The organism is Actinoplanes sp. NPDC020271, assembly GCF_044388125.1.
GTDB lineage: Bacteria > Actinomycetota > Actinomycetes > Mycobacteriales > Micromonosporaceae > Actinoplanes.
In genome coordinates this window covers 384,127-392,856 of record NZ_JBIRWQ010000003.1, presented here as the reverse complement: position 1 = coordinate 392,856, position 8,730 = coordinate 384,127, and the positions used below count along the sequence as shown (strand labels likewise).

Here is an 8,730-nt window from a genome sequence, read left to right as displayed (position 1 = left end):
CCTCGGCTTCCCCGGCCTCGGCTTCCCCGGCCTCGGCTTCCCCGGCCTCGGCTTCCCCGGCCTCGGCTTCCCCGGCCTCGGCTTCCCCGGCCTCCTCGACCACTCCTGCCGCCGATGCGTCGGCGCCCCTTGCAGCTGCCACGGCTCTCGACCGCACCGTCCCAGCCGCTGCGACGGCTGCCGGCCCCACCGTCCCGGCGGCTGCGGCGGTTGCCGATCCGATCGCCCCGGCTGACCCGACTTTCTCGGCCGCTCCCGCCGCCTCGATTGCCGAATCGGTCGATCCCGCCGTCGCGATCACCGGCGGTCTCGACCCGGCCGACTCGATCAGCGAAGACGTCGATGCCGAGGCCGCGATCGACGGGGATGGCGATCCGGGCCTCGCCGTGGTGGACGATGTGGATCCGGCCCCAGCGATCGTCGGCGACGAGGACGCAGGGCTCAGGGCAGTCCCGGACACCGACCCTGCGGATGCCGTTCTTACCGGCACCACCTCTGTGGATGCCGTTTCCGCGGACACCGACTCGGCCGATGCTGACTCCGTGGATGCCCGTTCCGCGGACCTGGAGTCCGTGGAAGCCACTTCGGTTGACGCCGGCCCCGCGGATGGCGTTCTCGACGGGGACTCCGGGGATGACGTTTTCGATGGCGGTGGCTCTGCGGATGCGGTGTCCGAAGACGGTGGCTCTGCGGATGCGGTGTCCGAAGACGGTGGCTCTGCGGATGCGGTGTCCGAAGACGGTGGCTCTGCGGATGCGGTGTCCGAAGACGGTGGCTCCCCGGATGCGGTGTCCGAAGACAGTGGCTCCCCGGATGCGGTGTCCGGCGACCGTGGCTTCGCGGATGCCGCGTCCGACGACGGTGACTCTGCGGCGGTTGTGGGCGAGGACGACCTTCCCGACGAAGTGAACGCGGAGGCTGAGCCCGACGCCGAGTCTCCGACCGAGCCGGAGAAGCAGCCCATCACGGTAGCTCCGGAGGTGCGGTTTCTGTCGAGACCGCTGGGGTCCGCCCCGCTGCTGGATTCCGAGCCGTTGCCGGCGACTCGTCCCGGGATGCTGCGCCCTCGACCACCGGCGGATCCACCGGCCGATGGTGCGCTGACTCCGCACACGCCCCGATTCGGGAAGTTCCCGCCAGGCGTTGCCTGAAGCTGAGCCCGGCCGCGCGCCACGCCGTCCGGCGCCACCAACGCACGCTGCGCCGGGCCGCCTGCGCCGAGCCGGGGGCACTGCTGGCATGGGCGGCCTCCGCCGGGCCGCCTCCGCTGGGCCGCCTCCGCCGGGCCGCCTCCGCCGGGCGGCCCCGCGCGGGCCACTCCCGCCGGGCCGCCTTGCCGGGCCGCCTTGCCGGGCCGCCTTGCCGGGCCGCCTCCGCCGGGCCGCCTTGCCGGGCCGCCTCCGCCGGGCCGCCTTGCCGGGCCGCCTCCGCCGGGCCGCCCCGCGCGGGCGGCGTTGTTCGCGGACGTGGGCGCGGGCTTGGCGGCCCGGGCGGGTGGGGCTACTTGTTGAGGGTGGTCAGGAACGACTTGACGATGGGAACGGCGGCGGTGGCGCCGGCGCCGCCCTTCTGGACCATCACGGCGAAGGCGATGTCGTCCTGGTAGCCGATGAACCAGGAGTGCGTGTCGTCCGAGTTGTCGGCGAACTCGGCCGTGCCGGTCTTGCCGTACACCGGTTTGCCGGGGACGCCCTTCAGTCCGGTGCCGGTGCCGCCGGTGACCACTTCGCGCATCATCGACCGCAGTCCTTCGAGCGCTTTCGCGTCCAGTGTTCCGGGCGCGGCGGCCGCTGCCGGGGCGGGGTCGAGGACGAGTTTCGGCGGCTGGAATCCGCCCTTGGCGACGGCGGCCGTGGCGGCGGCCATCGCGATCGGGCTGACCGCGGTGCTGCCCTGGCCGAACGTGGCGGCGGCCAGCTCGGTCGGGGTCGCGCCGTCCGAGACCTTGCCGGTGAACGCGTCGATGCCGATGTTCCAGTTGCCGCCGATGCCGAGGGCGCTCGACGCGTTCTTCAGTCCGTCGGCGCCGAGTTTTGGGGCGAGTCCGACGAACGCGGTGTTGCAGGATTTCGCGAAGTCGACGTGGAAGGGCACTTTGCCGAGCACCTCGCCGGCCGAGTTCTTGAACTCGCGGCCTTCGACGGTGGCGGTTTTCGGGCACTCGACGGCGGTGTCGGTGGTTACCGCGCCGGATTGCAACAACCCATAAGCAGAGATCATTTTGTACGTCGACCCGGGCGGCACCTGCCCGGTCAGTGCCGTGTCGACCCCGCCGGCGTCGGGCCCGTTGGCGACGGCGAGCACCGAGCCGTCGCTGATCCGGATCGCGACCAGCGAGCTGGGGAGTTTCTGCGCGCCGATCGCGGTGTCGGCCGCGTTCTGCGTGGCGGTGTCGATACTGATCTTGATGTCTTTGCCCTTGACCGGCTCGGACGTGAAGATCGGCTTGTCGGTGGTGGTCTCGTCGGCGGCTTCGGCGGATGCCACGACGGACAAGCCGGCGGTGCCCCGGAGCTCCTTGTCGTACTTCTCCTGCAGGCCGCCGTGCCCGACCTGGTCACCGACGGTCAGCTCGGCCGGGCGTTTGTCGAGGTCGTCCTTGGTGGCCGCGTCGACGGTGCCGAGCAGGGCGCGGGCGAAAACGCGGGTGGGGGCGAGCTGACGGGTTTCCTCCCGGAAGACGGTGCCCGGCAATGGCCGTACCTCATCGCGAATTTTGTCGTAGTCGGCCCGGCGGAGCGTGACCAGGTCCAGGAACGCTCCGGGGTCGGCCTTGTCGACGCGCGCCTTCAGCCCGGCGACGTCGAGGTCGACCTGGACCTTCTTGAACGCGGTGGTCAGCGACTTGCCGAGCGACGTCAGGTCCTTGATCTTCTCCGGGCTGACCCCGATGACGACCACTTTCTGCGGGCCGACCAGGGCTTTGCCGCTCGCGTCGAGGATCGTGCCGCGCTGCGCGGCGATCCGTTTGAGCCGGAACTTCTCGCCCTGCTCGAGGTCGGCCTGTAGCACGGCCGGCTCCCAGATGACCTGCCAGCCGTCGCCGCTGCGTTTGGTCATCCGGACGCTGGACTTGTACTCCCAGGGCACGTTGCCGGGCAGGGTCCACTTCAGGTCGATCGGGGTGGTCGCGATGTCGCCGGACTCGACCGGGTCACCGGCCACCGAGACGTCGAGCGGCTGGTCCTTGAGGTCGCCGTAGAAATCCTTGATACCGGTGAGCACGTCGGCCGCGGGAATTTTCCCGCCCTCTGCCGTGACGAAGCCCACTTTGCTCAGGTCGCCGTTCTTCCAGCCGTTGAGAAAGTCGACAACGGTGTCCTGTGGCTCGTCCCCGGAGCATCCGGCCAGACCGCTCGTGACCAGCACGAGCAGGGTCGTCAATCCGATTGAGGCGCGGCGCATGAGGTTTCCCCCTGTGGGTACGTCTTGCTGGGCTGATCGCACGGTAGCCGCCGAACGCCGGTTCGTGCCGCCCCGCACCGTGCGAAATCTCGCATATCAGCCCACCCGTCGGGCTGGCACACCCTGGGTGTGAAGCAGTCGCGCCCGGTCGTTCTAGGCTGTGCCCGACACGTTCGAACCCACAGTGTCGTGGGTGAGGGGAGCGCCGGACATGCCTGTCGCCGACGAGGCAGCGACCGATTCTGATCAGACCATCCCCGATTCGCCAGGGGTTGGTCCCGGGTTGGCCTTGACCGGCCGGCTCGATGCGTCCAGCGATGACGGGGAGCTCGACGAGCCGCTCCCGAACGCCGAGCGACTCGTTGCTCAGGCGGTGGAGCGAGCGGGCGAGGATCACAGCACCGCCTCTCTGGTGAGCCGCTTCTGGCGGTTCGCGCCGGACGAGGAACTGGTGGGCTACACGCCGGAGGAGATGTTCTCCGCCGCGGTCGAGCACCGCGAGCTGGCCCGCAACCGGCTGCCCGGTGAGCTGAAGCTGGATCTGACCGAGCCGCAGGGCTCGCAGGCGCACACCGTGCTGCAGATCGTCACCGACGACATGCCGTTCCTGGTCGACTCGGTGATAGCCCTGCTGACCGCGCACAACCTGCAGGTCTACCTGATGGTGCACCCGCTGATCGTGGTCCGCCGGGAGCCGCTGGGCGCGCTCAGCGAGCTGGAGGCGGAGGTCGAGCCGGACGACGCCATCGAGGGCGACCTGGTCGAGAGCTGGATCCGGATCGAGATCGACCCGGTCCGCCGCGCCGACGCCCGCGAGCAGCTGCTCAACGAGGTCCGCCGGGTGCTGACCGACGTGCGCGAGGCCGTCGAGGACTGGCCGCGGATGCGCCAGCGTGCCCTGGTCATCTCCGACGAGCTGGCCGCCGCCCGCGGCTCGGAGCGCAAGCTGCCGGTCCCGGAGAAGGACGTCACCGACTCGATCGAGCTGCTCAAGTGGCTCGCCAACGACCACTTCACGTTCCTGGGCTACCGGGAGTACCGGCTGGACGACGACGGGGTCCTCCACACGGTGCACGGGACCGGCCTGGGCATCCTGCGCGGCGACAGCAAGCCGCGCAGGCTCGAGAGCATGGCGCCCGAGGCGTACCGGCGGGCCATGGAGAAGCGCCTGCTGGTGATCACCAAGGCGAACTCGCGAGCCACCGTGCACCGCTCGGCCTACCTGGACTACATCAGCGTCAAGTCGTTCGACGCCGACGGCAACGTGGCCGGGGAGAAGCGGTTCCTGGGCCTGTTCTCCAGCTCGGCGTACCGGACCAGCGTCCGCGAGCTGCCGGTGGTCAAGCGCAAGGTCACCGAGGTGATGGACCGGTCCGGCCTGTCGCCGCGCGGCCATTCCGGCAAGGACCTGCTGCAGATCCTGGAGACGTACCCGCGGGACGAGCTGTTCCAGATCAAGACCGACGACCTGTACGAGGCGGTCATCGGCGTGCTCCGGATGGCCGGGCGCCGCCAGCTGCGGCTGTTCCTGCGCCGCGACGGGTACGGCCGGTTCATCTCGTGTCTGATCTACCTGCCGCGCGACCGGTTCACCACCGGCAACCGGCTGCGCATGCAGGAGATCCTGCTGCGCGAGCTGAACGGTGTCGGCGTCGACTACACCACCCGGGTCACCGAGCGGATGCTCGCCCGGGTGCACTTCATCGTCCGTACCGACCCGGCCGCGCCGCCCGGCAACCTCGACCCGAACGTGCTGGCCGAGCTGCTCGCCGACGCCACCCGGATGTGGGACGACGACTTCAGCCTCGTGCTCGAACGCAAACTCGGCGACGAGCCGGCGAAGGACCTGTTCGGGCGGTACGCGCACGCCTACCCGGAGAGCTACAAGAACGGCCACACGCCGTACGAGGGAATGCAGGACCTGGCCAAGCTGGAACTGCTCGAGGAGCCGGGTCAGCTGGAGATGCACCTCTACCGGCGGCGCAAGCTCGGCGCGGACGGGGCGCCCGAGCCGGACGATCACGACATCCGGTTCAAGGTCTACCGGTTCGGCGAGCCGATGATGCTCTCCGCGGTGCTGCCCGTGCTGCACTCGCTCGGGGTGCAGGTCAGCGACGAACGGCCATACGAGATCCGCCGCGAGGACGGCCTGGTCTACCTGTACGACTTCGGGCTGACACCGCCCAAGGTGCACCGCGACCTGTCCGAGGTGCGTCCGCAGGTGGAGAACGCGTTCGCGGCCACCTGGCGCGGCGAGGCCGAGGTGGACGGGTTCAACGAGCTGGTGCTCCGGGCCGGGCTCACCTGGCGGCAGGTGGTGGTGCTGCGGGCGTACGCGAAGTATCTGCGCCAGGCCGGGAACGTCTTCTCCCAGCGGTACGTCGAGTCGACGTTCATCGCCTACCCGGAGATCGCGCGACTGCTCCTGGAGCTCTTCGAGGTCCGGTTCGCCCCGGCGCTGCCGATCGGCGAGTCGGAGCGGGCACGGCGCTCGGGTGAGGTCGCGGGTCGCGTCACCGAGCTGCTCGACCAGGTGGAGAGCCTGGATCAGGACCGGATCCTCCGCTCCTACCTGACGCTGATCGAGGCGACGCTGCGGACCAGCTTCTTCCAGCGCGGGGCGGACGGGCGGCCCAAGTCGTACGTGGCCTTCAAGCTGAACCCGGAGGCGATCCCGGACCTGCCGCAGCCCCGCCCGAAGTACGAGATCTTCGTCTACTCCCCGCGCTTCGAGGGGGTGCACCTGCGGTTCGGCGCGGTCGCCCGCGGTGGTCTGCGCTGGTCGGACCGCCGGGAGGACTTCCGCACCGAGGTGCTCGGCCTGGTCAAGGCGCAGATGGTGAAGAACTCGGTGATCGTGCCGGTCGGTGCCAAGGGCGGCTTCGTGCTCAAGCAGAAGCCGGGCGACCGGGACGAGGCCGTCGAGTGCTACAAGCGTTTCGTCACCGCGCTGATGGACGTCACCGACAACATCCTCAGCGGCAAGATCGTGCCGCCGCGGGACGTGGTCCGCCACGACGGCGACGACCCGTACCTGGTGGTCGCCGCGGACAAGGGCACCGCGACGTTCAGCGACATCGCCAACGAGATCTCGGTCGGCAAGGAGTTCTGGCTCGGCGACGCGTTCGCCAGCGGCGGCTCGGCCGGCTACGACCACAAGAAGATGGGGATCACCGCCCGGGGCGCCTGGGAATCGGTCAAGAAGCACTTCCGGGACCTGGGCAAGGACACCCAGACCGAGGACTTCACGGTGGTCGGCGTCGGTGACATGTCCGGTGACGTCTTCGGCAACGGGATGCTGCTCTCCGAGCACATCCGGCTGGTCGCCGCGTTCGACCACCGGCACATCTTCCTCGACCCGTCGCCGGACGCGGCGGTGTCGTTCGCCGAGCGCCGGCGCCTCTTCGACCTGCCGCGCTCGTCCTGGGCGGACTACTCGGCCGAGCTGATCTCGCCGGGCGGCGGCGTCTACCCGCGCAGCGCCAAGTCGATCCCGGTCACGCCCGAGGTGCGGTCGGTCCTCGGCCTGCCGGAGACGGTGACCGCGGTCAGCCCGGGCGAGCTGATGCGCGCCATCATGAAGGCGCCCGTGGATCTGTTCTTCAACGGCGGCATCGGTACGTACGTGAAGGCGGGCTCCGAGTCGCACGCGGACGTCGGTGACAAGGGGAACGACGCGATCCGGGTCAACGGCTCCGAACTGCGCGTGAAGGTCGTGGGCGAGGGCGGCAACCTCGGTCTGACCCAGCGCGGGCGCATCGAGTTCGCCCGCGCCGGTGGCCGGGTGTTCACCGACTTCATCGACAACTCGGCCGGCGTCGACTGCTCGGACCACGAGGTCAACATCAAGATCCTGCTCGGCGGGGCGGTCACCGACGGCGAGTTGACCATGCCCGAGCGGGACGAGCTGCTCGCGGCGATGACCGACGAGGTCGGGGCGCTCGTGCTGCGGGACAACTACGAGCAGGCGACCGCGCTGGGCAACGCCCGGGCCCAGGCGCACTCGTTGCTGCCGGTGCACCGGCGGATGCTGATCGCCCTCGAACAGCGCGGCGAGCTGAACCGTGAGCTGGAAGCGCTGCCGACGGACAAGGAGCTGGCGCTCCGCTACGAGAACGGCGAAGGGCTCTCAGCACCCGAGTTCGCGGTGCTGCTGGCCTACGTCAAGATCAGCCTGGAGCGCGAGGTGCTCGCCGACGAGCTGGTCGACGAGGCGTGGACCGCCGAGGTGCTGCACCGCTACTTCCCGACGCCGTTGCGCGAGCGGTACGCCAACCGGATGACCGGCCACCGGCTGCGCCGGGAGATCATCTCGACGTCGCTGGTCAACGAGGTGGTCAACCGGGGCGGCACGTCGTTCGTCTTCCGCGCCATGGAGGAGAGCGGCGCTTCGGCGGCCGACGTCATTCGCGCGTACGTCGTGATCCGCGACGTCTACGGCCTGCGCGACATCTGGGCCGCGGCCGAGGCGCTGGACAACAAGGTGCCCACGCCCGCGCAGACGCTGACGTTCCTGGAGACCCGCCGGCTGCTCGACCGGGCCGTCCGCTGGCTGGTCAGCACCCGCCGGTCGCCGATCGACGTGGCCGGCGAGATCGCCAAACTCCGGCCCGGCGTCGCGACCCTGCTGCCGCAGCTCCCGAACGTGATCGTCGGCGCCGAACGTCGTGCCTTCGAGGAACGCGTCGCGACGCTGGCCGCCAAGGACATGCCGGAGGACCTGGCCGACAAGGTGGCCCGGGTGTTCTACGGCTTCGGCCTGCTGGACATCCTGGAGACGGCGACCTCGATCGACCGGGACGTCACCGAGGTGGCCCAGGTCTACTTCGTGCTCTCCGAACGCTTCGGCGTGGACGCGCTGCTGTCGCACATCTCCCGTCTCCCGCGCGGGGACCGCTGGCAGACGCTCGCCCGGATGGCCCTGCGCTACGACCTGTACGCCGCGCTGGCCGCCCTGACCGCCGAAGTCCTGCAGTCCACGCCGGAGTCCGCGACCCCCGAGGACCGCGTCTCCGAGTGGGAGCAGGTCAACGCGGCGTCCATCGCCCGGGCGTCCAACGCGATGGGCGACGTGGACGAGTCCCCGGCCGACCTGGCGGCGCTGTCGGTGCTGCTCCGCCAGATCCGCACGCTGGTCAAGACCTCCTCGGCCGGCTGAGGTCCGCTCGGACAGGGTTGGTGGTCGGCCGGGGCAGCACCCCGGCCGACCGTCCGGGATCGTCCCGTCCCGGAGTGTTCCCGGCACACGCCTGCCGGGTCTGCCGGTTGCCGCCGGCAGCCATGTCCTCCGTTTGATCAGTCCTGGTGCTGCTCCTCTCTCGAGAC

The 8,730-nt window shown here is 70.2% G+C and carries 1 protein-coding gene and 3 pseudogenes; 3 read left to right on the top strand and 1 reads right to left on the bottom strand.

The features are described from left to right. Positions 1 to 1,151, top strand: a pseudogene (locus ACH442_RS09090) (hypothetical protein); the annotation flags it as partial. Between the two features lie 349 nt (positions 1,152 to 1,500). Here the strand turns inward: ACH442_RS09090 and ACH442_RS09085 are convergent. After that, entirely contained in the window at positions 1,501 to 3,405 is a 1,905-nt protein-coding gene (locus ACH442_RS09085; RefSeq protein ID WP_396337393.1) for a penicillin-binding transpeptidase domain-containing protein, read from the bottom strand. A gap of 331 nt (positions 3,406 to 3,736) precedes the next feature. Here ACH442_RS09085 and ACH442_RS09080 point away from each other — a divergent pair. Together ACH442_RS09080 and ACH442_RS09075 are read left to right on the top strand one after the other, a co-directional pair. Beyond that, positions 3,737 to 5,864, top strand: a pseudogene (locus ACH442_RS09080) (NAD-glutamate dehydrogenase); the annotation flags it as partial. A gap of 65 nt (positions 5,865 to 5,929) precedes the next feature. After that, positions 5,930 to 8,563, top strand: a pseudogene (locus ACH442_RS09075) (NAD-glutamate dehydrogenase domain-containing protein); the annotation flags it as partial. Positions 8,564 to 8,730: the final 167 nt, after the last annotated feature.